Source organism: Candidatus Doolittlea endobia, from assembly GCF_900039485.1.
GTDB lineage: Bacteria > Pseudomonadota > Gammaproteobacteria > Enterobacterales > Enterobacteriaceae > Doolittlea > Doolittlea endobia.
Window position 1 is genome coordinate 1 of the sequence record NZ_LN999833.1, and the last position, 26022, is coordinate 26022.

The window sequence follows — 26022 nt, forward strand, 5'->3', positions numbered from 1 at the left end:
ATGAAAAATATACGTAACTTTTCTATTATTGCCCATATCGATCACGGCAAGTCAACTCTATCTGACCGTCTGATACAAACCTGTGGTGGTCTGAGCAAACGTGAAATGAAGGATCAGGTGCTAGACACTATGGATCTGGAGCGTGAACGCGGTATTACCATCAAAGCGCAAAGCGTGACGCTAGACTATAAATCCCCTGATGGTTATGTTTATCAGCTGAATTTCATTGATACCCCTGGGCATGTGGATTTCTCTTATGAAGTTTCACGATCACTTGCAGCATGCGAGGGCGCACTACTGGTAGTGGACGCTGGACAAGGAGTAGAAGCTCAGACGTTAGCCAACTGCTATGCCGCAATGGAAATGGATGTAGTAGTAGTCCCGGTGCTAAACAAAATCGACCTTCCCTCTGCCGATCCCGATCGCGTGGCGCAGGAAATCGAAGACATCCTCGGCATTGATGCTACTGACGCAGTCCGCTGTTCGGCTAAAACCAGCGTCGGCGTATCTAATGTACTGGAACGGCTGATTCGCGATATACCCCCACCGTTGGGTGATCCTAATTCGCCTTTACAAGCGTTGATTATCGACTCTTGGTTCGATAATTATTTAGGCGTAGTTTCGCTAATACGTATCAAGAATGGTACATTGCGAAAAGGTGACAAAATCAAAGTAATGAGTACCGTTCAACTCCACAATGCGGACCGTCTTGGTATTTTTAACCCAAAACGCATCGATCGTGATGTGCTTAACTGCGGAGAAGTCGGATGGCTGGTCTGTGCTATGAAAGATATTCACGGCGCGCCGGTAGGAGATACTCTAACGTTAGCGCATCAGCCGGCTGATAAGGTGCTACCAGGCTTTAAGAAAGTGAAGCCGCAGGTTTATGCTGGTCTTTTCCCAGTAAGTTCTAACGATTATGAGATATTTCGCAACGCTCTTGACAAGCTTAGCCTAAACGATGCCTCGCTATTTTATGAACCGGAAAATTCAACTGCGCTCGGCTTCGGCTTTCGGTGCGGTTTTCTTGGCCTGCTTCATATGGAAATCATTCAGGAGCGGTTAGAGCGCGAATACGGTCTTGATCTGATCACAACCGCACCGACGGTGATTTATGAGGTGCTGATGACCAATAATAGGACGGTATATGTAGATAGTCCTTCCAAATTGCCGCCGCTGAACAATATTAACGAATTGCGTGAACCTATTGCTGAATGTCATATAGTGCTTCCGCAGGCTTATTTGGGAAAAGTCATTACGCTATGTGTTGAGAAGCGTGGTGTTCAGATCAATATAGTTTACTATGGCAACCAGGTGACGATGACCTATGAAATCCCCATGGCAGAAGTGGTACTGGATTTTTTTGATCGACTAAAATCCACCTCACACGGTTATGCGTCATTGGATTATGGGTTTAAGCGTTTTCAGAACTCGGATATGGTTAAAATCGATATGTTAATTAATGGCGAACGGATTGATGCTCTAGCGCTGATTACCCATCGGGATAATGTGCCGTATCGCGGTCGCGAGTTTGTTAATAAGCTCCAGGAGCTTATACCGCGCCAACAGTTTGATATCATCATTCAAGCAGCCATCGGAAACCATATTATTGCTCGTTCTACCGTCAAACAACTGCGCAAAAACGTGCTGGCAAAATGCTATGGTGGAGACGTGAGCCGCAAAAAAAAGTTGCTGCAAAAACAGAAAGAAGGTAAAAAACGTATGAAGCAGGTAGGCAAGATTGAGCTGCCACAGGAAGCCTTCCTGGCAATTTTGCATGTGAGTAAAGACAGCAAATAGGTTTAAGGAGATTGCATGGACAATGTGTTTCCCTTGATACTAGTAATCGCGACGCTTGTCACTGGGTTTCTTTGGTGTTTGGAACACTTTAAACTGACACCGATCCCCCGCTCTTTGGAACCACAGCGAGACCAGAAAAGGCCAGACGCAGTAAGAGGAAAGTGCGGGCACAATAACGTTGCGGTGAAAATCAGCCATAAGTCTGGCTGGGTTAAAACTTGCTCGTCGATTTTTCCGGTTTTGTTTTTAGTTTTTGTCTTGCGCTCATTTATTTTCGAGCCGTTTCAGATTCCCTCAGGATCAATGATGCCTACACTTTTGGTCGGCGATTTCATTTTGGTGGAAAAATTCTCCTACGGCATTAAAAATCCCATTACTCAAACTACCTTAATTGAAACCGGCCATCCAAAACGTGGCGACGTAGTGGTGTTTAAATTTCCGCTCAACCCAAAGTTGAATTATATTAAACGTGTTGTGGGATTGCCTGGCGAACGAATCAATTATGATCATCTCAATAAGTGCTTAACGGTGCAACCTGTCTGTAAAAACGGTCAAAATTGTGCTACGTCGGTGCCAATTATTTACTGCGGTCTTGCACAAAATGATTTTGAACAAACCCATAATTTGACCGGAGCAAGAGAAGCTAGCGCCGGCTTCCTACAGATACCATCTACTCAGAAAGTAGATGGCGCTATACGATTAGTGCAGCGTCAAGAATCGTTAGGTGGTGTAGTGCATAACATTCTGACGATGTCGGGGAAACAAGATCGACTGGGGAGTTATTATCAACAGCAGGGTAGTTCTTTATCAGAGTGGGTAGTACCTAAGGGTGAATATTTTATGATGGGCGACAATCGGGATAATAGCTCTGATAGCCGTTTTTGGGGTTGCGTACCAGAAAGGAACTTGGTAGGTAAAGCGACGGCAATCTGGATGAGTCTCGAGAAGCAAGAAGGCAAATGGCCAACAGGTGTTCGTTTGAACCGTATTGGTGGTATTCACTAATTCCTTCTTTGTAAAAACCGCTTACCGATATAAAATAATTCTCAAATAAAATTATTTTCCTTCAAAGTAAGTACTTCAAACGAAACAATTTTAGATAAGCGAGTAAAGCTCAGGATTGTTTCGTTTGCTACGATTTTTGACTCATAGTTAAATTATTGATAACACATGAATCCAATTCTAACAAATAAGCTCCAGAAGAAACTGGGGTACACTTTTCAACAGCACGATTTATTGTTACAGGCCTTAACGCACCGCAGCGCCAGCTGCAGACATAATGAACGGCTGGAATTTTTAGGCGATTCTATACTGAGCTATGTTATTGCCAACGCGCTTTATCAGCGTTTCCCCCGTGTTAACGAGGGAGACATGAGTCGAATGCGTGCGACGCTGGTCCGTGGTGAAACGCTAGTAGAAATAGCGCGTGAGTTTGAGCTGAACAAATGCTTACGTCTTGGACCAGGAGAGTTAAAAAGCGGCGGTTTTCGTCGTGAATCAATTTTAGCTGACACAGTGGAAGCGTTAATCGGGGGTGTATTCTTGGACAGCAATATCCAAATCGCCAACAAATTGATTCTTGACTGGTACCGCTCCCGTCTAGATGGAATCAGTCCAGGTGATAAACAAAAAGATCCGAAAACCAGATTACAGGAATATCTCCAGGGACGCCATTTACCACTCCCAACTTACCAAGTAGTTCAGGTGCACGGCGAAGCACATGATCAAAAGTTTACTATACATTGCCCTATCAGCGGGCTGACACAGCAGGTAGTCGGTAATGGATCAAGTCGTCGTAAGGCCGAACAAGCCGCGGCAAAGCAGGCGCTCAAATTGTTGGAGCTTGAATGAGCGAACAGACGACATATTGTGGATTTGTAGCAATAGTGGGCAGGCCAAACGTTGGCAAATCCACCCTCCTAAATCAGTTGTTAGGACAGAAAGTCTCTATTACTTCTCGCAAACCGCAAACTACCCGCCACCGTATCATGGGGATTTACACCGACGGACTATATCAGGCTATCTATATAGATACTCCAGGACTGCATATTGAAGAGAAACGGATGATTAACCGGTTAATGAACCGCGTGAGTAGCAATTTAATTGGCGACGTAGAGTTGCTGATTTTCGTGGTGGAAGGTACCAATTGGACTCAAGACGATGAGATGGTGATGAAAAAACTGCGTAATGTTAACTGTCCGGTTATATTAGCAATCAACAAAGTTGATAACGTAACTAATAAACAACAACTTCTTCCTTATATTCAGTTCCTCAGCCAGCAAAAGTCGTTCCATCATATCGTACCAATCTGCGCAAAAAACGGTATGAACGTCGCAATCCTGGCCGAGATTGTAAGAAAAGCATTACCAGAAGCGGTGCACCATTTCCCGGAAGATTATATTACTAATTGTTCCAGACGTTTCATAGCTTCGGAAATTATACGCGAAAAGTTAATGCGTTTTCTGGGCGATGAGCTTCCTTATTCTATCACGGTAGAAATTAAGCGTTTTTCCAGTAACAATTTCGACGATTATGACATTCACGGGGTTATTCTGGTGGAGCGAAACGGCCAAAAGAGGATAATTATCGGTAATAAGGGTAGCAAAATCAAAACTATCGGCATTGAAGCTAGGCAAAACATGGAAGCTATATTTAAGACTCGGGTGCATTTAGAACTATGGGTAAAAGTGAAACCTGGCTGGACCGACGATGAACGTGCCTTATGTAGTCTAGGTTTCTAGGGGCAATGCCTTCTGGCCAAATTGATGTTATTTGGCCTTAAACATTTATGAAACACTCTAGCTTCTTCTATATCAAGACGTCAACAGACATAAGGGAGGCTACTTTCGGTAGTTCTAGATCCAAGATAAGTATTGGGAATAAGCCTCAATACTGTTCTGATAAATTTCACCACAGCAGGTTACTGATAGCATGTAAAATCATGCCCTGTCTCAATATTTAGAGCTAAATACACTTTACAGAAACATTAATGATGTTCAGAAAATTCACATAGCTTTTATAATTGATGTATGTTATTGAACTTATTTATCGGCTAGGAGAATACATATCTACATCCGTTTTAACTACCATACTATTTAATAGTAGTACATGAATTGGATTCCATCCAATAATTTGTATCATTTCTAATCTTAGTAATAGTTGCCCTTAAATCTTCTTCTTGATGTGTAGATACCGAATACAAAAGAGCAATTTGCCAGTGGCAAGCACTACTGGCTGTAAGAGGAAGCATTACGTCTATGTTCGGTAGTAGCCTATAGCTGCTTTTCGAATGCTAAAACATAGAGATCAGTGTGTCTTGTAAGATATTTAATTCTTGGCTTTCCGGCCGCATATGATTAAATAATCGTCGCAGCTTGCTCATCACTAGTCCCGGATAGACACTGCAAATGCAGCCCGTACTGAGATATCGCCATTTGAATGCTTTTCACGCCGCATTCACACGGCTCAAGCATGGCAGTTAAGCTACCGCTCACCCAGCGCGAAGCTTGCCCAATATACCGCTATAGTTAGAGGATAAGGCGATAGCTTGCGCATTGAGCTGATGAAGGGATTGACTAAATATAGATTACTTGGTTTTCAATTCGTGAACAGTGGAGCTAATAGTTCCAGTATAAAACATTTAAAACAGAGAAAATGTGAGAAACGTCATAGCATATCCGTCAATTTTTTTGACATTCTGTTATACTTTACACCGTTTTAGTTCTTTAACATTCTAGCGGACGATACCCATGCATCCAATGCTCAATATCGCTATTCGCGCTGTTCGAAAAGCGGGTAATTTGATTGCTAAATATTACGAAACCCTTGATGTAGTCGAAACCATCCAGAAAGGCACTAATGACTTTATCACGAATGTTAATCTGGAAGTGGAACGTTTGATTGTTGAAGTTATCTACAAGTCCTACCCGCAGCACGTCATTAGGGTTAAAGGAAACGTTGTGCGGGCCGGCAAAAACAACGAAGTAGAATGGATTATTGATCCACTGAGTGGCGCCACCAATTTCGTCAAGCGTTTCCCCTATTTTGCTGTTTCCATCACTGTACGCATCAAAGGCCGAACAGAAATTACCGTAGTTTATGATCCTATGCGCAACGAGCTGTTTAGTGCATCCCGAGGTCAAGGTGCTCAGTTGAACGGCTATCGTCTGCGTGGCAGTACAGCACGGGATTTAGACGGTACTATATTGGCTACTGGTTTTCCGTTTAAAAACAAACAGAATTTCACAAATTATACCAACATAGTAAGTGAATTATTTATTCAATGTGCAGATTTTCGCTATACCGGTTCAGCTACGCTGGATTTAGCCTATGTAGCCGCTGGACGAGTCGACGGATTTTTTGAGACCTGCATGAAACCTTGGGACTTCGCCGGCGGCGAACTACTAGTCCGTGAAGCAGGGGGGGTAGTGACCGATGTCACTGGTGACTATAATTACCTACGTTCCGGCAATATCGTGGCCGGTGGCAACCCCCATGTGGTAAAATCAATGCTATTGATTCTTCGTGCTGCACTGAGCGAAGCATTAAACATCAGTTAAAGTTGGCATGGATCTAAGTATAGTGTGTTTACAGAGCAACTTTCTTATTCTACGGCTTCGAGACCTCCATGATCCATAAATATTCCTTGTCTCTAATTTTAGAAGTAAACGCTTTTATAAGAAAGATGCTTGATGTTAGTATGTATATTCAAATTATGTTGCTATGCACATATGTTGTGCCTAAGTAGAAACAGCATACAGCATATCGATCTGGTACATGCGTTAGTTTTACGACCCAATATTAAAGCAAACCGTATTGTTGCACGAATAATACGTTGGCATGATACGCCACATTATAATCTCACCACCTCATCACTCTTTGGCACTGAGGTTGAGCTTTCTTTTGTTAGAAGCATGCATCTACACTTCAGCGAAAAATGACGGGCCTGTTAACAATAAAACCATGTTACACTTCGGTTCTGCATAAATTGACTTCGGACAAATGATAGAACACAATCATGACTACAAGGATTAAAAACTATGGGTTTTCTTACCGGTAAGCGCATTCTGGTGACCGGCGTTGCTAGTAACCGTTCAATCGCATATGGGATCGCCCAGGCCATGCACCGTGAAGGTGCAGAGTTGGCTTTTACTTATCAAAATGATAAATTAGAATCACGGGTAAAAGGATTTTCCGCCGATTTCAATTCTAGCATCGTACTTCCATGCGACGTAGCGGAAGATGCTAGCATCGACGCGATGTTCACCTGTCTAGCCGATATCTGGTCAAACTTCGACGGCTTTGTGCACGCTATTGCTTATGCGCCTAGTGACCAATTGGACGGCGATTATGTTGACGCTGTTACACGGGAAGGTTTTGCCATCACGCACGATATCAGCGCCTATAGCTTCGTCGCTATGGCTAAAGCTAGCCGAAAAATGCTTAACTTCAACTCTGCCCTGGTAACACTGACTTATTTAGGCGCAGAACGCGCTATCCTCAACTACAACGTCATGGGGTTGGCCAAAGCCTCATTAGAAGCCAATACGCGCTACATGGCCAACGCTATGGGCTCACAGGGCATTCGAGTGAATGCCATTTCTGCAGGTCCTATTCGGACTTTGGCCGCATCAGGTATTAAGAATTTCAAGAAAATGCTGTCTCATTGCGAGTCGATAACGCCGATCCGGCGTGTGGTGACCATTGAGGACGTTGGCAATACCGCCGCTTTTCTGTGCTCTGATTTATCGGCAGGGATCACCGGCGAGGTAGTGCATGTAGACGGCGGCTTCAATATCGTCGCTATGAACGAGGTTGATATAGATTAACTTCCTCCGCTATACCAATTAGATACGTATAAAATCTTAGTACTGATCAATTGCGATATCATATATCTGGTAATAGATGATTCTTCGACATTATGTCGCGCAAGCATCCTCTTCAACGCTAAAGGATTCAATGATAATTTAATTACATGATTTTAGCTATAAAATACGATATTTTTCGACACGGGAACCTTCTAGAAACGAATTTTCTGGTGCCATTTTCCTGTTTAGTGCCCTTATACTCAGATCGCCAAATTAGTCCTGTCAAACTGATACAGAGCCTAACGTTGCCGACTTGTGGCATTTGTAATTTTAGTCGGCCGCATCTGCTCAACGACAGAGAGCTGGCTTATCGCCCGTCTCTTTTTTCTGGAAATTGCCTCTGTTAACCAAGTGTTTTTAATTTCATACGAACAGGAAACTTGCTGCTACAGATTAATTCGCGTAAAATTATTTGTGATAGTTGAGATGATATAATACATTTTATGTTTCATAGATATGAAAGCACAGCTAAAACAGCAGTTCCATTCTCTTCCTACGTGTCGTAGGTGTAATTAAAGGGATGGAGAAAGAGTTTGATTTTTTTAGATCGATGCCACCTTATAAGAGGTAAGGTGCAGCGGTAAATTTTTAGAACTGGAAAACTCATTGAATCCTTTCTCACACTTTTATAACGACCTAAGTGCGGAGTTAACCAGACGTTTCAAATCAGCGATTGAGTGATGTCCGGTCCTAGCGTGCCGGATTACGATGAACTCTGACGGGACTTTAGACGGCAATGCACGATTTTACCACCTGTGCCTAACGCGTAGTACCTGTCGACAGGTCGTGCTGGATAAGCCGCTACTATAGCAGAATAGGTAATTGCTGTTCTACGCACTCACCAGATCGATCGAGAACAGCTCCACCGAGCTGCTGACGCTGAAAGGCTTTTGTGCTCTGCAACTGCGGTTGGATACCCAACACACAGACTATCTTGACAGATACATTCACCGCTTTCAGACTTTCGCCAGAATTAGCACGATGTCTAGATTCCGGTTTAGTTTTAGAGTGGACGCCAATGCTATTTAGACATCCCAATCTGTAAATACAGCGACATGACAAATCACTGTCTACCTAAAGTGCTGATTGGTATTGACGACGCTGAACGGACAGATGAGGCAGTCATATTGTATTTTATGATTCGTCACCACCGGAACCTCATGGTAGAATAGGATGTTGGCATTGGTTGTATGGCGTAGTGGCATACGGGGTATGTTGGCTTAAAAACGGCACGATACAAGTAAAAGACATAGTGTTATACCCTTAGCATGACTTCACTGAAATACGGATAGAAAACAGCTCACTGATGGGCTCGGCCAGTTTAAACCTGTCTTTAGCGATACGCCGAAAACGTAGCTAATCTCCATTGTGTTTAAGACGGGCGATCGGAAACCACGAATTTGTTATCTACCGTTCTTTTGTAGGAAATAACGATTTGATGTGTAGGTTGAAACAATAAAATAAAACTTACATAAGAAACTTAACAGCAAGTTACACCAAGCTGTCGGCACACAGTGTGTCATTTAGATCCATCTGAATGGAGATAGCAGTGTTATCGAGCTTTCCAGCGTATCCTGCGCCTTACGTTCGCAATCGTACTCATTGCAGATGTGCCGTCAACACCAAGAGGTGGTGACATAAAGAACACAGGACTAGCCATGCCAGCAATAAAAATACAGGCAATACACAAAAGCATATAGCAAGGATTAATATGATTTGCTCTCGTTGTAATGCAACCGATGAAGTGCGATGTACGGTCATTTGGCATTAGGAGCGCAACGCTAAATCTGCAAGCTTCATTTTCTATCGAAACGCTCAACTAGCCATACATCAGATTATTGTCGTATGGAGTTTTGAATGCAGGGATATATTTGCCTGTTTTTAACGCATGACGTTAGACGATCAATTCCGGCTGAGCAACTTTTCCGTGCTACTGTGTTACGTAAATAGGTTGGTTTTGCAAGCGTCACTGGTTGAATACTGCCCTGTTGATAAGACTGCCGCGCTAGCGGTAGTATATTCCGCGCGCTGGACAACAACGTATTCCCTGAAACCAGCGTTAAACCAGCATGATGCAGAAGCATCGGATAGGTCTGCCAACCAGTACCGGCGGTAGCCCAGCAGCCAGATAGCATCGCGCCTAACGACGTTATAGCCTCAGGCGAGGCTACCGTTTCGCACTCTTCACCAAGCCAAACACCCGCCTTGCGTTGATAAGGAGCCCAATACACCTCGCCCATACGGGCGTCGATAGCAGTTAATACTTGACAAATACCTGTTTGTCGCCAGGCGCCTTCTGCTAGCGCCGCTAGAGTAGACACACCGATAAGTGGCAGATTAGCTCCTAACGCCAGTCCTTGGGCAATGCCGATGCCAATGCGGATCCCAGCAAAACTGCCAGGACCGCGACCGAATACCAGCGCGTCTAGACTCTTTAGAGTTGTGCCAGCTTCCACCAGCAAACTATCCACCATGGGAAGAATATGCAGCATATGCTCGCGCGGAGAGAAAGTACAGCGTTCCAGCAAGACATCGTCGTTGAGCATCAGCGCGGCAGAACAAGCTTCAGTCGCAGTATCAATAGCTAAAATACGGATAGACATCTCAAACCTCGATCGGGAATACAACAATTTTAACAAATGCTTATAATAGCACAGCTGTTGCTACAAGGAGATACACTGCTCAGTCGAGGCCTAGAAAAGCAATGGGGGTATACAAGAGAGCAAGTGAAGCACTCAGTAAAATCTTGTTAAGCGCTAATCGCAAATAATCAGCACGCCAAGGTTATCGATATAACGTATCGACCTGCAGACACTTTCTTTCAAGGCGATGATCACCTCTTTAGATATATCTCAGAATGTTCGCTGCCACATAGTTAGCAATAATAAAAAGCAGTTTATCGATCGGAGAACGGGACATCGCCGCGCATGTCCACTGCTTTCTAAAAACTATTGGTCGCCACCAATACAGCAAAACTGGTCCTAACAAACTAGCGAAAGATTTCGCGTTTACTGGTTCCAGTCTATACACGAAGATCAGCAGCGACCGCAAGATCTAGCATCATCTGATGGTAATCGCAAGTTAGGCTGCAGAACCAAACAGATTTAAAAGCAATAGAAATATAGCGTTTTCAAACTCCGTGTGCTTCGTGAAATATTTTAATTAGCTTACCGATAAGGTCGGCGAAGAGAAGTCGCGATTACGGTATGGAATGAATTTAATCTAATTTAGGCTTTAAGTATATTAAAGCCAAGATTACTATCTTACAGGCGCCGTTAATTTATATTGTTATGACATTTCCGCTTTGTCTACCATGTCAAAATAGTGTTCTCTGACTGTCGCGCTTCATCGTACGTGCATCTACATTACTTTCAATCGGTGGCGATTGCTCTTGATCGACAGTTTTGTGCAAGATTCAAGCGGCAACTGCACTTTTTCACGCAAGTAATTTATTGTCGCAAGTGATAGTTCAGCCCATCCTCCACGAGGAAGCCCTTTCGGCAGCATAACGCCGCCGTAACGCACACGGATAAGCCGATTGACCTGCATTCCAACTGCTTCCCACAGACGCCTCACTTCACGATTGCGACCTTCCTTCAAGGTGATATTGTACCATTTGTTGAGACCTTTGCCCCCCTTGAAGGTTAAACTACGGAAAGCCGCCTGGCCATCATCCAGCTGCACGCCGCGGATTAACTGACGTTGCTTGTCAGCATGCAATGTGCCAAAGACACGGACAGCATATTCACGTTCAATTTCATAGCGAGGATGCATTAAGCGATTGCTTAGTTCCCCGTCTGTAGTGAATAACAACAATCCTGAAGTATTGATGTCCAGTCGTCCAATAGCTATCCAGCGGGAATTATTGAGATGCGGAAGGCGATTAAACACCGTTGGTCGACCTTTAGGATCGCGGTACGCACACAATTCGCCTATCGGCTTATAATAAGCCAATACGCGGCATACAGTATTTTCTCGCGGTCTAATAGAGATAATTCGCCCATCAATACGGATTTTTGTGCTGCTAAAGACGTCAACTCGACCACCGAGTATAGCAACTTTGCCGTCAACACTGACGCGGCCTTGCTCGATTATGGCTTCAATTTTTCGGCGAGAACCCTGCCCGACGCGAGATAAAACTTTTTGAAGTTTTTCGCTTTTGCTCATAGCGAACCTCGCAATACATTAAATATTTAAGTATGCATAAAGAATAAACAACATAGTTCAATCCTTGCTTTCGGCAAGCGCGATCAATATGACAAGGTCACCACCACACGGCCTTATTGAGCCACCGAAGGTCAAGTCTAGCACGCGCTAGCTAACGCTTATTACTCATAAGCCAGCAAAAAAACTTCCTGGCTAATTGGATTATACACGGTTTAGTGCTGCATTTGCGCGAGCCAGGCACTAACTATGTACCGAATACTTATCTCGCTAGATTATTACACTCCTTAATTTACGTGAATGCCGCCAGTAAAGCAAATACCTTGGAGGAATAAGTCGGAGATAGTTAGGAGGACTTCCACAGATTTTGTTTTGATATAGTGTTAACATTGAGCATTAAGGGAATCGAGCTGGTTGCGGTTGTTTGCAACGTTAAGGACTCCTATATCAGCAAAACCAGCAGTATTACCCGCCAATGACAACGATTTAGTACCGTTAGTTATTCTAACTTATTCCATGAACGTCCGTCTCGAGTAATCATTGTGACGGAGGCAATCGGCCCCCAGGTGCCGGCTTGATACGGTTTAGGCATCTCATGATTTACCTCCCAGGCCTCCATGATCGAATCGACCCATTTCCAGGCCTCTTCCACTTCATCACGGCGGACGAACAGCGCTTGAATACCGCACATAGTTTCCAGCAGCAATCGTTCATAAGCATCAGCCTGATTAAAAGTTTCAGTGAAACTCAAATCTAGCTTAGTGGTCTGCAGGCGATTTCTATGATCTAATCCAGGTACTTTGTTCAGGATCTGAATATCCATTCCCTCGTCTGGCTGCAAACGAATAGTTAATTTATTCTGGGGCAACTTCTGGTAAGAATCCCGGAACAGATTAAGTGTCGGATTTTTGAAATAAATCACGACTTCAGAACATTTAGCTGGCAACCGTTTTCCGGTACGCAGATAAAATGGCACGCCTGCCCAACGCCAATTATCAATATCGACTCGGATGGAAACAAAAGTTTCAGTGCGGCTATTTTTATTGGCGCCTTTTTCTTCCAAATAACCTGGTACCTTTTCTCCTTGCACGAAACCGCCAATATATTGGCCGCGTACCGTAGTATCACGCACATTGCTGAGATCGATGGGGCGCAGCGAGCGCAGTACTTTAATTTTTTCATCGCGGATACGATCAGTAGTTAAATCTAAAGGCGGCGACATGGCTATCATAGTCAGGATCTGTAAGATGTGACTTTGAATCATATCGCGCATTTGACCAGCTTTGTCAAAATAGCCCCAGCGCCCCTCAATACCGACTTCTTCAGCTATCGTAATCTGCACATGATCGATGGTGCGGTTATCCCAATTGGAAGCGAATAGTGAATTGGCAAAACGTAGGGCCAGCAGGTTTAATACTTTTTCTTTCCCGAGATAGTGGTCAATACGGTAAATTTGGCTTTCATGGAAATACTCCGCAACTTGATCATTTATCACTCGCGAAGATACTAGACTGGTACCCAAGGGTTTTTCCATAACAACGCGGCTTGGTTTACTGTTTAATTTCGCTTCGCCCAGGCCTTTGCAAATAGCACCAAATGTGCTAGGTGGCATAGCAAAGTAGTTCACTGTTACTCTGGACTGTTGGTCCAATTTTTTACCAAGTCGACTGAAATGTTCAGTTGCATCTACATCCAAATTACAAAAATCCAGTCGTGCGCCTAGCGTTTTCCATAATTTGTCTTCAATAGGTTCCTTCATGAAGGTTTCTAGTGCTTCACGTACGACTTTGGTATATACCGCGACATCCCAATCCGCACGTCCGACCCCAATAATGCGAGTGTCTGGATGGAGCGAACCTGTTTTTTCCAGCTGATACAACGAGGGCAACAACTTACGCCGCGCTAGATCACCTTTTGCGCCAAAAATGACCAGATCACAGGCCTGGGCCATAGATATTCCCGCCATGTTCTTCTCCTCATGCAGGATTTGTAATTTTATTTACATAATTGGAGTATCTTGTGACATTGACCGACAAAACGTCAAAAATAATATATTTCCCTCTTTTTTGACAATTATATCTGTATTTGTTTTCAACAAGTGCCATTAATTAACAATATTGTGCTTGTCTTACCATCTTGTAAGTTCGACACAGATCTGCCTTTGACTACAAGTCTTATAAAGATATCTTCATAAGGCAAAACATCAGGAAAATAATATATTTACGATTCAAATTATGGCCAAAATTCATCTAGACCATATCAGCATGATGAACACTTTGATTAAACTTAAAATGTATGGGCTACTCAAAAGTAGTGTTCGAAGTCAATCATTTTCATTACCGAGGCACTTAACTGAACATACACTAGACTGTTGTCGATATGGTCTGATTCTGGATGCAGAGATACTACACAAGTATTGTGCCGTTCTTATGCAATTTTAAAATTACGCTAAAGGAGGTAATTGGAGGAATATATAGCTAGCGACAGACCTCTGTCTCTGACCGAGAAGTTTGCATTGCCGGTCAATATGCATAACTAGACGATATTGACCGTAATGATTTGCACTTTTTTATAAAGTCGGCGAGACTTGACGTTCTTTCCGTGAAACGATCCACTAGCTGTTCGGCGATATACAAGAACGGTGTTTACCTCCAGCGCAGCCTATCCTCATCGTAAGATAGGGAAATTATAGACTTCAGTATGATGATTCAAAACACCACCACATGCGATCCAAGTTGGTCATCGGCCTGAGCTTATGTTCCCAGTATGGATTAGGTAGAAACGTATATCGTAGTTTTGCATCGTGTAGTCGAAAGACTCAAACATTATGGTCAGTTCCTTCTCGCACTTACCAAGCAGGCGAGTACCCAATATTTTAGTGAGTTCATACATTGATAGCTTTGATGCGTCGATCATGAGATCGACGCATAATCGCATACGAATCATGCAATAAGTTCTTTGCATCAGTATCGCTTTTCAGCGACAGGCTGTGAGCGGAGAGAAGATGCAGCCATCTGATGTCGCTATAGCGACGGATAAGGGAATTGTGATTGACGTTCAGAAATAGCAACTGTAGAGAAAAGCTTGTGGACCGGTTATTTTGGGATATTACGTACGTCAATGTTTGCTAACTATTGTTCGTCGCTAACATGCTGGTTAACTGCGTCAGTAACTCCACTGGCAAGTTATCAACGCAGTAAAAACCCATGTCTTCTAGCGTAAAGCACAACGGATTAAACTGATCTACCGCTGACTGTTATTAACACCATAAATACACCGCTCTGCCTTATGATAGTACCGTTTTCTCAGTTGCTGTCTTTCTTTTCTGTCATAATCTGGTATAGTTCTTTATCGTTTTGCGCGGTGCGTAAACGGCGGTAGACGGTTTTATCCGCTAATCGCTTGGCTACAAGCGAAAGAGTCTGCAAATGAATTTTGCACTGTTTTATCGGCATCAGCAACGCGAACAGTAAGTCCACGGGTTGATTATCGATTGCATCAAACGCGATGGATTGTTCGAGCCGAATAAAAACCCCAACCGCGTGCAGTGTGTTTTCTTCTATCTTACCGTGCGGCATGGCGATGCCGTTGCCAATACCGGTACTTCCCATACGTTCACGCGTTAATACGGCGTTAAACACCACTTGCGGCTCCAGGTTAAGTTGTCTTGCTGCCAGCTCGCTGATAATTTCCAGTGCTTTTTTTTTACTTTGGCAGTGAACGTCGTTACGGGTGCATTCAATATTTAACACTGAATCAATTTGCATTGCTGTATCGTTAGTCATTTCGGGTCACTCAATCGTTGGTTAACCTTTAAGACTCATCGGCTTGTTCCGTATGGACGATGAGCCGATGTGAGGTTTAGGGAGCGTTGTCATCTACGGTTTAATTAATATGGTTTAGCTTTTCTTTATACTTATTCGACTGCCGCGTGAGCTTATTGATTATCAATAAGCTATCCGGTCATGTTGAGTTGCATAGCGTCCTCCTTCTCTGTAGAGATCAAACTAGTTATCTTGCTAATTCAAAAGCTGGATTATAAAGACGTTCGGTACTGCGCTACGGTACACGCCGTGACACTATAATGTCTTATTTAGACACCAAATTGGTAAGTTGACTGTCGCTAATCGGCTGCGCCGGGTTTCCATGGGCGATCATTAGGGCTAAGATAACCGTCTAATATTGATGTGGCTTCAATTTAAAGATACCCTGTGGTGCCAGGGTATTGCTTGCAAGCATCAACTCGTGCACCGACTAGGTGCTATTCGCCAACAGCATTACCCCAAAGCGCTATCTGATGTGTGATAATACAGCGTATCATCTTTAATAAGTTTTCATGGCGGCTATCTAGATCTTTAATTAGCGAACACCACTCATGCAAATAGCTGTGAATACTGTTTGCATCGTTGTAGGTGTTGCTTTCCAGAACAGTGTACTGCTAATTAAAAGTTATCGTCATGAGTTAAAGACGGATACTTCTTTTTGTATAAAAAATAAATTAGAAACGTAGTCATACACCTTAAGGGTTGTCGTCACAAGATAGCAACATTGAGAATAGTATAGTACAGATAAAAATCATAGTCATAATTCATATTTATTGATAGTATATACGCAATCATATATTATCTAATGATTTTGTCATGCATTATCTCTGATTTTTAAAAAAATCGAGGTTCTCAAGCAGATATATACTAGAGCAGATTGCTAACAGCATAGGCCTCACGTTTTGAATAGAGTGGACTTACGTAGTACATCAAGCGTTGTTGTCGTAAAACTACAAACTACTTGTTTTTAAAGTTAAAAATTAATGCACGATAACCTATGGGTTAGTATAGAGTCATGATCATATTGATAGATAGCCTCGATTTAATGACCGAATCAACACTGCAACCAATTTCAGACTAATCATATGGTATAAAAATCATAGTTGACCAGAAAAGATCGTCACTAACTAAGCTACGCCTTGTTTAGATAAGGTCGATCGACCGCAAGCTACGAGAGCTAAATCACTAAATTCTCGCGCCGCCGACTGGATCGAAACGATGAATATGTTTAAGTGTTGTTTTGCCTTGTCTAGATAATCTTTCATCGCTGATACTATCGAGTATATATCCCGGCAGTTCTTCCGGCATGTTCTTTATCAGAGATGGAATGTTTCGCCTAGATAAACCCGCTTTACCTGCTCGTCGAGCATGACGTCGATCGGGGAACCATAGGCGATGAGTTTACCCTGGTTGACAATATAGGCTCGTTCGCATACATCGAGCGTCTCACGCACGTTGTGATCGGTGATCAGCACTCCGAGGCCGCTGTCGCGCAAATGTTCGATAATTTTTTTAATATCGACGATGGAAATAGGATCAACGCCGGCAAAAGGTTCATCAAGCAAGATGAACTTAGGGTTAGCGGCGATCGCCCGCGCGATTTCTACTCGGCGTCGTTCGCCACCAGACAGAGACTGGCCGAGATTATCGCGCAGATGGCTTATATAAAACTCTTCCATAAGTTCTTTCGCGCGATTGTTACGTTGTTTACGAGTGAGATCATGGCGAATTTGCAACACCGCCATCAAATTGTCGAAGACACTTAAGCGGCGGAAAATCGAGGCTTCTTGTGGAAGGTAGCCGATTCCGCGTCGAGCTCTGGTATGAAGCGGTAGGAGACTAATCTTGTCATCATCGATGCTAATTTGGCCGGCGTCGAGAGGGATAATTCCCACTACCATATAAAATGTGGTGGTTTTCCCAGCCCCGTTAGGTCCTAGTAATCCCACAACCTCGCCAGAGCTTACCTTTAGACTGACATCTTTCACCACGCGACGTCCTTTATAGGTTTTAACCAAATTTTCTGCAATTAATGTTGCCATAGACTCTACACTCGATTGTTTTGCCTGTTAGCGCCGGTTTTATCTTGTAGCTGCGCCGGTACTAGCACAGTAGTAACACGTTTACCTTTATCGCTAAACGCTTCCATTTGCTGTTTCTTAACCAGATAGGTAATGCGATCGCTTTTCACGTTGCTATCCAACTGCTCCAGATAGGCATTTCCCGTTAGAATCATCAAGTCGTTAGCGATTTCATAACGCACCTTCTGGGAATGACCGCACACAGGCTTTCCGTTGTCCTGCAGTTGATAGAAAATGACTGGATTACCGTAGCCTTCCACGACTTCGTTACCATCCGTTCTGTCGGGGCGGCTGATAACGACCTTATCAGCGCAAATTTTGATTGAACCGCGCTTGACCACGACATCACCACTGAGAGTTATGGTATTTGTAGTCATATCTACCGTCTGCTGCGCGGAGTCAACATAAATTGACTGCTGATTATCGCTAGTCAGCGCCAGTACGCGGGCCAGTATTAACTCACCTGCTAAAAGCAGGCTAAGGTGTAGCATTCTGAATTGCATAAGAAGTCTGAACCTTTTCGGTCAACTCGGCGGTCTTATTGCGCAAATTAGCACGCATCTTCATGCCAGTGGAGTGAAAACCAGTACCATGTAAGATTACTTTATTATCCGATAAGATGTCTTGCGTGATCAGATTGACCACCGCGTTATCTGTTGTTATGCGTTTCAGCTGAACAGCATCGGTTAAGCTATCCACTTGAACATGGCCATATAAGTAAAGTATCTTCTCCTGAATTAACTTGGCTTGGTCGGCCTTCACTGTCCAAGTCGGCATTATGCTGTCGTCGAACGTGGTAGCGATCGGTTTAGTGAACCAAGTGATCTGTTGTTCGGAGAAATGAGCCACATGATCGGCTACCAATTTATAATGCAGCCTACCTGCTGAGTTATAGGATAAGGTTGTAGTATATTCACTCTGATAGGTTGGCTCGTCTGCGTTCACCGACGTCAAAGTCGATATCGTATCGGTATCCGTTAAATTCCAATCGACAAGCACCAATGCTAATGCTAATAATCCTAGCAGAGCTATACTCCAACGTGTTATCTTGCTCATATAGACTGCTGTTTTGATCCTCCAGCTTTCCCTGGGTCAACAAGAGAAGGTCGTAGACTGCGATGTGTGTAACATAATCTACTCTGGGCTGCAACAGCGGGTGCGCATCCGCCACCGCTACACTTAATCGATCTGATCCATAACCGGGCATCAACCAGATCGTCGCCTACATAGGCGACCTGTTTCGCTATTAACTTTAATGTACTCAGGAGCTCTCTAAAGGCAAAAATCTTATCAAATTATCCCTGATACAGATGCGAAATACCTCTAGCGTAGTACAACGGTCCCCTAACAGTCTGGCAAAACGACCGCTAGTAATAGCGCTTAATACCTGCTGTTAGTAAGCGGAAAATGCCGTAACCATTACGGACATTGAACTTTTGAAGCGCTTCACCTTGATTGCCCATATAAATTAGTTCGTCGGACATAACGCCGACCATATCGCAGATCCACATGCGATGCTATCGGCCACGTCATGTCTTAATAGCAGGGGGAGTCTCTTGCATGATGTTATTCTTTATTATATCACACCAGCGCGTAGCATATCATGCATATGTACTACGCCTAACAGGTAGTCGTCTTGCGCTACCAATAGTAAAGTAATGTTGCGTGTTTGCATGAGATTCAGGGCTTCCACCGCCAGGATATCGGGTGTAACACGTACGCCTCCTGGAGTCATAACGTCGACGATACGCGCCTCTTTGAGGTCAATACCCATATTAAATGCCCGCCGCAGATCACCATCAGTAAAAATTCCGACGATAACGTTTTGCGCATCGCAAATCACTGTCATGCCTAAATTTTTGCGAGTAATTTCCACCAGCGCATCACGGAGCGAAGCTGTGCAGAACGTCTGCGGTATTTCATCGCCGCTGTGCATGATATCACTTACGCGCAGCAGCAATTTACGTCCTAGTGCGCCGCCAGGATGGGACAAAGCGAAATCTTTGGCGGTAAAGCCCCGTGCCCGCAGAAGTGCTACCGCTAGCGCGTCGCCCATAACCAACGCGGCAGTAGTGCTAGCGGTTGGTGCTAAGCCTAGTGGGCATGCTTCTTCTAGAACGTGCACACACAAATGAATTTCTGCCGCTTTTCCCATAGTACTTGCCGGTTGGCCTGTCAAACAGATAAGAGGGATACTCAGGCGTTTAAGCACGGGAATCAGCGCTAAGATCTCATTGGATTCACCGGAATTTGAAAGCGCAATAACAATATCCTGCGTCGACACCATGCCCAAGTCACCATGACCGGCCTCGCCGGGATGGACAAAAAAAGCAGGCGTACCGGTACTGGCAAAAGTAGCGGCTAGCTTACGGCCGATATGACCGGATTTACCCATGCCCATCACTACTACTTTGCCAGCACAAAGAAACAGCGCTTCGCAGGCACGACGGAAATCGTCGTTAATATACTGCTCCAGTTGCGCCAGACCCGCCCGCTCAATATCGAGCACTTCCTTTCCGGCGGCGATAAAATCAAAATCCTGGTCTAATTTATTCTGCGGCATAAAACATATCCTAATTATTCGCGGTGTAGGAAGCCTGATAAACAGTATCAGAAGATAAGTGATAAACTCACACACCGGTAAGCCAAATTATTTCAAGCAAAAACATCGGAATTAAATTTTCCTGAAGAAATCGGAGGCCTCTGCTTGCCAGGACTATGTGATCATTCAACAGTAGGCATGCACATGTATCATTTCTAACTTTGAAGGAAAATAGTTTTGACCAAAAAGACATTTAATGCGGGAATACAAATTTAAGTTATCAAGCCATGTTGATTAACAGTGTTAATAATTTCTGTAACGTCTATGGATTTCATGCTCCAAAAATATAAGAAAGGCTCGTTTCTTATACAGAGAAAAAATGGGAATAGTCGTACCTCTTAGATTGAATTAAATCAATCGTTATGCTGAGATGCTGGGTGTGACTTTAATTTAGTTTTCATATTATTCTCAATCTTTGAGGCTTGTGGTAATTCTGCACGTCTAACAACTCAAAGTAAAACACGGTAAGAGATTAATTTTCGGCAACAAGCCTGATTAGTTGAAAATTCCATGAATGAACCTTCTTATTCTACTATTATTACTGTAGACCGTAGGTATATGAAGAAAAGGCGGTAAACTATGAACCATAGCGATAACTTAGTTGAAATTCGTAGATTAAGCTTTTGTCGGGGCAATCGCGTTATTTTCGATAATATTAGTACGCAATTTCCGCGTGGAAAAGTGACGGCAATCATGGGGCCATCGGGCATCGGTAAAACGACGCTACTTCGCCTTATCGGAGGACAATTATCGCCGGATAGTGGCGAAATTTGGGTAGATGGCAATAATATACCTACGTTGTCACGCCGTCGACTATATGAAGTGCGTAAAAAAATTAGCATGCTATTCCAGTCTGGCGCACTGTTTACAGACGATACTGTTTTCGAAAATGTGGCGTTTCCGCTTCGTCGTCATACTCATTTGCCGGAGCCGGTTCTTCGTAGCACGGTATTTATGAAACTTGAAGCAGTAGGATTGCGTGGAGCGGCATCGTTGATGCCGGCAGAGCTTTCTGGCGGTATGGCGCGTCGTGCGGCGTTGGCTCGCGCCATTGCGCTAGATCCTGAACTAATTATGTTCGATGAGCCGTTTGTGGGACAAGATCCGATCACTATGGGAGTGCTGGTAAAGCTTATCGACGAGCTGAATCATGCACTGGACATGACCTGTATCATCGTATCACATGACGTGCCGGAGGTCTTGAGCATCGCTGATTACGCCTATATTATTGCCGAGCAGCATGTTATAGCGGAAGGGACGCCAGATAGCCTACGTGGCAACCAGGATTCTCGGGTAAGGCAATTTCTCGACGGCATTGCAAGTGGGCCGGTTCCGTTTAATCTTCCGGCTGAAGATTATCAGACCCAGCTATTGGGGTAGGGAGTTAACCTGAGTCATGATACGAGAAGCAATCGAGTCATTCGGACGTCGTGGGATCAACATCTTTCACGGTTTTAGCCGAGCTGCTGTTATGCTATTCAATGCGCTAATAGGTAAACCAGCGCTACGCGAACAATGGCCGCTACTGGTCAAACAACTTTACGGTGTTGGCGTATTATCTCTGATGATTATTATACTATCTGGCTTGTTTATCGGTATGGTATTGGGATTGCAGGGCTATATCATTCTCACTACCTATAGCGCAGAATCTAGCCTGGGAATGCTGGTTGCGCTATCACTGCTGCGCGAACTAGGGCCTGTAGTGACCGCGCTGCTGTTTGCCGGTCGGGCTGGCTCTGCGCTTACCGCAGAAATAGGCTTGATGAAGGCCACTGAACAGCTATCCAGTTTGGAGATGATGGCGGTGGACCCTCTGCGCCGGGTAGTGGCACCGCGTTTTTGGGCTGGCATGATCAGTATGCCTCTTCTAACGGAGATTTTTGTTGCGGTTGGCGTCTTGGGTAGCGCTGTAGTCGGAGTTGAATGGAAAGGAATCGACAGCGGATTTTTTTGGTCCGCAATGCAGAGCGCCATAGAGTGGCGACAAGATTTAATAAATTGTGTTATCAAGAGTGTGATTTTTGCTATTAGCGTCACCTGGATTGCACTGTTTAATGGTTATGATGCAACACCGACCTCCGAGGGGATCAGCCGAGCAACTACTCGCACAGTGGTTCATGCTTCGCTGGCGGTGTTGGGATTGGATTTTATGCTGACAGCATTGATGTTTGGGAACTGAGTGAATGCAAATCAAAAAAAGTGAAATCTGGGTCGGCGCGTTTATGATTATCGCCTTCTGCGCCATCATGTTTCTTTGTCTGAAAATGGCGGATATCCATTCGGTGAGTAATGCAGCAACTTATCGAATCAGTGCTTCTTTCGACAATATCGGTGGTCTTAAAATACGATCTCCGGTGAGAGTTGGTGGGGTTGTTATCGGCCGGGTTTCAGATATTACCCTCGATCCTAAAACTTATACTCCAAAAGTTACCATGGACATTGAACAGACCTATAATCACATACCTGATACCAGTTCCCTAGCGATCCGTACCTCAGGTCTATTGGGGGAACAGTACCTAGCGCTGAACATCGGTTTTGATGATCCAGAAATGGGCACCTCGATACTGGAAGACGGCAGTGTTGTTCAGGATACTAAATCAACTATCGTGCTGGAAGACTTGATTGGTCAGTTCCTCTATAAGAACAGCAGCGGCGAAAATAATGCCACCTATGCAGGTCAGGTTAATAGTACTGATCGCGGTAATGGGTCTGGCGTGAACTAGTGCGACAGCAACGGCTGTGTAGCCGGACAGCAAAAGAGTTCTCGTGGCCGGAAATTCTTAGAAAGACTAAAATCATATTAACGAGATTAAACCATGTGCGTTTTTGTTCAGAGTCGCACCAGGTTGCACCGCCATATGGAGCAACACAACCATACCAGGAGACATGCATGCTTAAACGTTTATTCATAGTGGCGCTACTAGCGATTGCATTCCTGACGCGTGCTGCTGATCAAAGCAATCCTTATCGCTCAATGCAGGATGCGGCAAGAAAGACCTTCACGCGCTTAAAAAATGAACAAAGCAAGATTTATCAGGATCCTAACTACCTACGTACCGTAGTGCGAGAAGAGCTGCTTCCTTATGTGCATGTGAAATACGCTGGCGTGTTAGTACTTGGACGCTATTATCGTGAAGCAACAACGGCGCAGCGCGACGCTTATCTTAAAGCATTCCAAGACTATCTGGACCTGGCTTACAGCCAGGCGCTGGCGCTTTACAACAATCAGACTTACCAAATCGCGCCGGAAAAACCACTCGGTGATGCCACGATTGTCCCTATTCGTGTGACGATTATTGACCGTGGCGGACGACCGCCGATTCGCCTTGATTTTCAGTGGCGTAAAAACAGCGTCTCAGGACACTGGCAAGCCTACGACATGATTGCCGAAGGGGTCAGTATGATTACTACTAAGAAAAACGAGTGGGCCTCTACGCTGCGCATCAAGGGTATCGACGGACTGACACAACAATTGCAAGCCGCCGCCAGAACACCAATTATCCTGGATAAACAGCGTAATGGGTGAAGAATTGCGTTGGCATACGCAAGAGCATACATTAATCTTGCATGGAGAGCTAGATCGTGACACGTTGCTGACGCTCTGGAAGAAACGGCAGCTATTACTTGTCGGTATTCGGTTTTTAGATGTCTCTAACCTGCGGCGAGTCGATTCTGCCGGTGTAGCGCTTATGCTGCATTTTTGCTATTATCAACAACAGCAGCGTAACGCTACCCTTGCCATTACGGGTGTTACCGATAGGTTGCGTACGCTCATCGTGCTATACAAGCTGCAAGAAATCTTGCCTTATATAACAGTTGTTGCTCATGAATCGTCCTCTAAATTACCTTGTAGTTAAAAGAGGAGGCGAAGAAGTAATGTTTTCTCGAATGTGAACAATTTCGTTGTAATGAGACTAATTAGGCCAAGCTGTGCTATCCAATCAACTTGGTTGTTAAACATTCCCGTATTCAATACTATGTATTAGTATAGAGATGATAGTCTTATTTATGTCTGAGCACTTTGATAGCGAAATAGAACTTGAACGTTTCCAGACATGGCTTGCAATGGCAACTCAATAGAGTTACGATCCAAACTGTACTTGTTTTTAATTCGACAGCTTTTAAACGGAAGCAGTAAAAGCCAGAAGGAAAATCCACGAAAGCGACCAGTAGAACCTTCATCATGCTCTGTCATTGTCATACGGAGTATAGCAGTCCGAGTTACACTCTAGTCAACAATGTCGCGTAAGCGACCGAACCCAGGTTGAGTAAAAATGTTTGACAATTTATCCAATCGATTATCACACACGTTGCGCAATATTAGTGGAATAGGTCGCCTGACTGAAAAAAATATAAAAGATTCCCTTCGGGAAATCCGAATAGCACTGTTGGAAGCGGATGTAGCATTACCGGTGGTTCGAGATTTTGTCAATCATGTCAAAGCGAGCGCGCTAGGACAGCAAGTCAATAAAAGCCTAACGCCTGGGCAGGAATTCCTCAAGCTCGTGCGTGCTGAGCTGGTAAATGCCATGGGTGATGAAAACAATGCCCTTAATCTGTCGACGCAACCGCCGGCTGTCGTACTCATGGCAGGATTGCAAGGAGTTGGGAAAACCACGAGCGTCTGCAAACTCGGGAAATATCTTCATGAAAAGCAGAAAAAGAAAGTATTAGTGGTATCCGCCGACATCTATCGCCCAGCAGCAATTAAACAGCTTGAAATCCTGGCCAAGACCGTCGGCGTCGATTTCTTCCCGTCCAACACCAGCCAGAAGCCGATCGACATCGTCAATCAGGCGCTGAACCAAGCTAAGATTAAGTTCTATGATGTACTTCTGGTGGATACCGCAGGCCGCCGGCACGTAGACAATACGATGATGGCAGAAATTGTCGCTATTCACGCTGCTATCAGACCGATAGAAACCCTGTTTCTAGTTGACGCCATGACCGGGCAAGATGCTGCTAATATCGCTAAAGCGTTTAATCAGGCTCTGCCGCTAACCGGGGTTATTTTAACCAAAGTAGACGGCGATGCTCGCGGCGGCGCGGCGCTTTCCATTCGACACATTACCGGTAAACCGATAAAATTTATTGGTGTCGGTGAGAAAACAGATGCGCTGGAGCCCTTTTATCCCGATCGTCTGGCCGGACGTATACTTGGCATGGGTGACGTGTTGTCGCTTATTGAAGATATCGAGGCTAAAATTGATCGCACTCAGACAGAAAAATTGGTTAATAAGCTAAAAAAAAGCGATAATTTTTCTCTTACTGACTTCCTTTATCAGATTCAGCAACTACGTAATATGGGCGGTATGGCCAGCATAATGAGCAAGCTACCCAGCGTTGGTCAGCTGACAGACAATGTCAAGCCGCAGATAAACGATAAAGCCTTGATGCACATGGAAGCAATTATCAATTCTATGACCACTAAGGAGCGCATCAATCCAGAGATTATTAAAGCTTCACGCAAGCGTCGCATTGCCGTTGGTTCTGGCGTGCAGGTCCAGGATGTCAATCACTTGCTAAAACAATTTGACGACATGCAGCGCATGATAAAAAAAATGAAAAAGGGCGGTATGATGAGTATGATGCGCAATATGAAAAATATGATGCCTGGTCGTTCACCTCGCAACGAATAGAAATCTAAAATTTTTTTTACAGTAACCGGTCTTCAATAAGGTCCG

Annotated in this window: 20 protein-coding genes and 4 pseudogenes; 12 read left to right on the plus strand and 12 right to left on the minus strand. The window is 44.2% G+C overall.

From position 1 onward, the window contains the following. The 4 genes from lepA to era all read left to right on the plus strand — a co-directional run bounded on the left by lepA (position 1) and on the right by era (position 4541). Positions 1–1800 carry a translation elongation factor 4 gene (gene lepA / locus A4A68_RS00005; protein WP_067565106.1) on the plus strand — a complete coding sequence of 600 codons (1800 nt, stop codon included), beginning with the start codon at positions 1–3 and terminating at the stop codon, positions 1798–1800. Positions 1801–1815: 15 nt separating this feature from the next. Next, positions 1816–2805: a signal peptidase I gene (gene lepB / locus A4A68_RS00010; protein WP_067565110.1), complete on the plus strand. Its 990-nt coding sequence runs from the start codon at positions 1816–1818 to the stop codon at positions 2803–2805. Between the two features lie 165 nt (positions 2806–2970). Further along, entirely contained in the window at positions 2971–3651 is a 681-nt protein-coding gene (gene rnc / locus A4A68_RS00015) for a ribonuclease III (protein WP_067565113.1), read from the plus strand. Further along, positions 3648–4541, plus strand: coding sequence for a GTPase Era (gene era / locus A4A68_RS00020; RefSeq protein ID WP_067565116.1), 894 nt, complete (start codon positions 3648–3650; stop codon positions 4539–4541). The genes rnc and era overlap by 4 nt, the downstream gene beginning before the upstream one ends. Before the next feature lie 551 nt (positions 4542–5092). Here era and A4A68_RS03620 read toward each other — a convergent pair. Then, positions 5093–5224 (minus strand): annotated as a pseudogene (locus A4A68_RS03620) (tRNA (cytosine(32)/uridine(32)-2'-O)-methyltransferase TrmJ); the annotation flags it as partial. Between the two features lie 325 nt (positions 5225–5549). Between A4A68_RS03620 and suhB the strand changes: the two are divergent. After that, on the plus strand, positions 5550–6359 hold the full coding sequence (gene suhB / locus A4A68_RS00025) for an inositol-1-monophosphatase (protein ID WP_067565119.1): 810 nt from the start codon (positions 5550–5552) through the stop codon (positions 6357–6359). Positions 6360–6839: 480 nt separating this feature from the next. Continuing rightward, positions 6840–7628, plus strand: coding sequence for an enoyl-ACP reductase FabI (fabI, locus tag A4A68_RS00030; RefSeq protein ID WP_067565122.1), 789 nt, complete (start codon positions 6840–6842; stop codon positions 7626–7628). Positions 7629–8471: 843 nt separating this feature from the next. Here the strand turns inward: fabI and A4A68_RS03370 are convergent. The 11 genes and pseudogenes from A4A68_RS03370 to kdsD all read right to left on the minus strand — a co-directional run bounded on the left by A4A68_RS03370 (position 8472) and on the right by kdsD (position 20299). Continuing rightward, complete coding sequence (locus A4A68_RS03370) at positions 8472–8705, minus strand: hypothetical protein (protein WP_158648157.1); 234 nt, start codon at positions 8703–8705, stop codon at positions 8472–8474. 797 nt (positions 8706–9502) lie between these two features. Then, a complete protein-coding gene (gene tsaB, locus A4A68_RS00035) occupies positions 9503–10264 on the minus strand; it encodes a tRNA (adenosine(37)-N6)-threonylcarbamoyltransferase complex dimerization subunit type 1 TsaB (protein WP_082800160.1) in 762 nt (253 codons plus the stop codon). A 719-nt stretch (positions 10265–10983) separates the two neighbouring features. Continuing rightward, positions 10984–11834: pseudogene (rluB, locus tag A4A68_RS00040) on the minus strand (23S rRNA pseudouridine(2605) synthase RluB). A 496-nt stretch (positions 11835–12330) separates the two neighbouring features. Then, complete coding sequence (gene zwf / locus A4A68_RS00045; protein WP_067565126.1) at positions 12331–13797, minus strand: glucose-6-phosphate dehydrogenase; 1467 nt, start codon at positions 13795–13797, stop codon at positions 12331–12333. A 918-nt stretch (positions 13798–14715) separates the two neighbouring features. Continuing rightward, positions 14716–15039, minus strand: a pseudogene (locus tag A4A68_RS03800) (RNase adapter RapZ). A gap of 97 nt (positions 15040–15136) precedes the next feature. Then, positions 15137–15616, minus strand: coding sequence for a PTS IIA-like nitrogen regulatory protein PtsN (gene ptsN, locus A4A68_RS00055; protein ID WP_067565132.1), 480 nt, complete (start codon positions 15614–15616; stop codon positions 15137–15139). A gap of 1355 nt (positions 15617–16971) precedes the next feature. Further along, positions 16972–17697, minus strand: coding sequence for an LPS export ABC transporter ATP-binding protein (gene lptB / locus A4A68_RS00060; protein ID WP_067565135.1), 726 nt, complete (start codon positions 17695–17697; stop codon positions 16972–16974). A 5-nt stretch (positions 17698–17702) separates the two neighbouring features. After that, positions 17703–18239 (minus strand): lipopolysaccharide ABC transporter substrate-binding protein LptA, encoded by a 537-nt coding sequence (gene lptA / locus A4A68_RS00065; protein WP_067565138.1) that lies wholly within the window; start codon positions 18237–18239, stop codon positions 17703–17705. Next, positions 18214–18792 carry an LPS export ABC transporter periplasmic protein LptC gene (gene lptC, locus A4A68_RS00070; protein WP_067565141.1) on the minus strand — a complete coding sequence of 193 codons (579 nt, stop codon included), beginning with the start codon at positions 18790–18792 and terminating at the stop codon, positions 18214–18216. Before lptC ends, lptA begins: the two co-directional genes overlap by 26 nt. Before the next feature lie 16 nt (positions 18793–18808). Beyond that, positions 18809–19247 (minus strand): annotated as a pseudogene (locus tag A4A68_RS03625) (HAD hydrolase family protein); the annotation flags it as partial. A gap of 65 nt (positions 19248–19312) precedes the next feature. After that, positions 19313–20299 carry an arabinose-5-phosphate isomerase KdsD gene (gene kdsD, locus A4A68_RS00080; protein WP_067565144.1) on the minus strand — a complete coding sequence of 329 codons (987 nt, stop codon included), beginning with the start codon at positions 20297–20299 and terminating at the stop codon, positions 19313–19315. 618 nt (positions 20300–20917) lie between these two features. On the opposite strand from kdsD, the gene mlaF reads away from it, so the two are divergent. From mlaF to ffh, 6 genes are all read left to right on the plus strand, one after another. After that, a complete protein-coding gene (mlaF, locus tag A4A68_RS00085; RefSeq protein ID WP_067565147.1) occupies positions 20918–21718 on the plus strand; it encodes a phospholipid ABC transporter ATP-binding protein MlaF in 801 nt (266 codons plus the stop codon). A 16-nt stretch (positions 21719–21734) separates the two neighbouring features. Continuing rightward, positions 21735–22517 carry a lipid asymmetry maintenance ABC transporter permease subunit MlaE gene (mlaE, locus tag A4A68_RS00090; RefSeq protein ID WP_067565150.1) on the plus strand — a complete coding sequence of 261 codons (783 nt, stop codon included), beginning with the start codon at positions 21735–21737 and terminating at the stop codon, positions 22515–22517. A gap of 4 nt (positions 22518–22521) precedes the next feature. After that, on the plus strand, positions 22522–23061 hold the full coding sequence (gene mlaD / locus A4A68_RS00095; protein WP_067565153.1) for an outer membrane lipid asymmetry maintenance protein MlaD: 540 nt from the start codon (positions 22522–22524) through the stop codon (positions 23059–23061). Positions 23062–23228: 167 nt separating this feature from the next. Next, positions 23229–23864 (plus strand): phospholipid-binding protein MlaC, encoded by a 636-nt coding sequence (gene mlaC, locus A4A68_RS00100; protein ID WP_067565156.1) that lies wholly within the window; start codon positions 23229–23231, stop codon positions 23862–23864. Beyond that, a complete protein-coding gene (gene mlaB, locus A4A68_RS00105) occupies positions 23857–24195 on the plus strand; it encodes a lipid asymmetry maintenance protein MlaB (protein ID WP_067565159.1) in 339 nt (112 codons plus the stop codon). The genes mlaC and mlaB overlap by 8 nt, the downstream gene beginning before the upstream one ends. Positions 24196–24612: 417 nt before the next feature. Beyond that, a complete protein-coding gene (ffh, locus tag A4A68_RS00110; protein ID WP_067565162.1) occupies positions 24613–25977 on the plus strand; it encodes a signal recognition particle protein in 1365 nt (454 codons plus the stop codon). Positions 25978–26022: the final 45 nt, after the last annotated feature.

Excerpts from the sequence above, each read along its gene's own strand:
- mlaC (WP_067565156.1), top strand. The coding sequence starts at position 23,229 with ATGCTTAAACGTTTATTCATAGTGGCGCTACTAGCGATTGCATTCCTG.
- lptC (WP_067565141.1), bottom strand. The coding sequence starts at position 18,792 with ATGAGCAAGATAACACGTTGGAGTATAGCTCTGCTAGGATTATTAGCA.
- ptsN (WP_067565132.1), bottom strand. The coding sequence starts at position 15,616 with ATGACTAACGATACAGCAATGCAAATTGATTCAGTGTTAAATATTGAA.
- kdsD (WP_067565144.1), bottom strand. The coding sequence starts at position 20,299 with ATGCCGCAGAATAAATTAGACCAGGATTTTGATTTTATCGCCGCCGGA.
- lepA (WP_067565106.1), top strand. The coding sequence starts at position 1 with ATGAAAAATATACGTAACTTTTCTATTATTGCCCATATCGATCACGGC.
- ffh (WP_067565162.1), top strand. The coding sequence starts at position 24,613 with ATGTTTGACAATTTATCCAATCGATTATCACACACGTTGCGCAATATT.
- rnc (WP_067565113.1), top strand. The coding sequence starts at position 2,971 with ATGAATCCAATTCTAACAAATAAGCTCCAGAAGAAACTGGGGTACACT.
- lptA (WP_067565138.1), bottom strand. The coding sequence starts at position 18,239 with ATGCAATTCAGAATGCTACACCTTAGCCTGCTTTTAGCAGGTGAGTTA.
- suhB (WP_067565119.1), top strand. The coding sequence starts at position 5,550 with ATGCATCCAATGCTCAATATCGCTATTCGCGCTGTTCGAAAAGCGGGT.
- mlaE (WP_067565150.1), top strand. The coding sequence starts at position 21,735 with ATGATACGAGAAGCAATCGAGTCATTCGGACGTCGTGGGATCAACATC.
- mlaB (WP_067565159.1), top strand. The coding sequence starts at position 23,857 with ATGGGTGAAGAATTGCGTTGGCATACGCAAGAGCATACATTAATCTTG.
- mlaD (WP_067565153.1), top strand. The coding sequence starts at position 22,522 with ATGCAAATCAAAAAAAGTGAAATCTGGGTCGGCGCGTTTATGATTATC.
- zwf (WP_067565126.1), bottom strand. The coding sequence starts at position 13,797 with ATGGCGGGAATATCTATGGCCCAGGCCTGTGATCTGGTCATTTTTGGC.
- mlaF (WP_067565147.1), top strand. The coding sequence starts at position 20,918 with ATGAACCATAGCGATAACTTAGTTGAAATTCGTAGATTAAGCTTTTGT.
- fabI (WP_067565122.1), top strand. The coding sequence starts at position 6,840 with ATGGGTTTTCTTACCGGTAAGCGCATTCTGGTGACCGGCGTTGCTAGT.
- lptB (WP_067565135.1), bottom strand. The coding sequence starts at position 17,697 with ATGGCAACATTAATTGCAGAAAATTTGGTTAAAACCTATAAAGGACGT.
- era (WP_067565116.1), top strand. The coding sequence starts at position 3,648 with ATGAGCGAACAGACGACATATTGTGGATTTGTAGCAATAGTGGGCAGG.
- lepB (WP_067565110.1), top strand. The coding sequence starts at position 1,816 with ATGGACAATGTGTTTCCCTTGATACTAGTAATCGCGACGCTTGTCACT.